This is a genomic window from Pontibacillus yanchengensis Y32 (assembly GCF_000770635.1).
GTDB lineage: Bacteria > Bacillota > Bacilli > Bacillales > BH030062 > Pontibacillus > Pontibacillus yanchengensis.
This window is the reverse complement of the sequence record NZ_AVBF01000138.1, coordinates 1-571: the sequence shown is the minus strand read 5'-3', so window position 1 is coordinate 571 and position 571 is coordinate 1. Positions and strand designations below refer to the sequence as shown.

The following is a 571-nucleotide window of genomic DNA, read 5'->3' as shown; positions in this document are numbered from 1 at the left end:
CCTCGGACCTATCAACCTTGTCGTCTACAAGGGATCTTACTCATTTAAAATGATGGGAAATCTCATCTTGAGGTGGGCTTCATGCTTAGATGCTTTCAGCACTTATCCCTTCCGCACGTAGCTACCCAGCAGTGCTCCTGGTGGAACAACTGGTGCACCAGCGGTGCGTCCATCCCGGTCCTCTCGTACTAAGGACAGCTCCTCTCAAATTTCCAACGCCCACGACGGATAGGGACCGAACTGTCTCACGACGTTCTGAACCCAGCTCGCGTACCGCTTTAATGGGCGAACAGCCCAACCCTTGGGACCGACTACAGCCCCAGGATGCGATGAGCCGACATCGAGGTGCCAAACCTCCCCGTCGATGTGGACTCTTGGGGGAGATAAGCCTGTTATCCCCGGGGTAGCTTTTATCCGTTGAGCGACGGCCCTTCCATGCGGAACCGCCGGATCACTAAGCCCGACTTTCGTCCCTGCTCGACTTGTAGGTCTCGCAGTCAAGCTCCCTTGTGCCTTTGCACTCTGCGAATGATTTCCAACCATTCTGAGGGAACCTTTGGGCGCCTCCGTT

At 55.5% G+C, this 571-nt stretch carries 1 rRNA gene; it reads right to left on the bottom strand.

Annotated elements, in window-relative coordinates:
* A 23S ribosomal RNA gene (locus tag N782_RS20485) occupies positions 1-571 on the bottom strand; the annotation flags it as partial.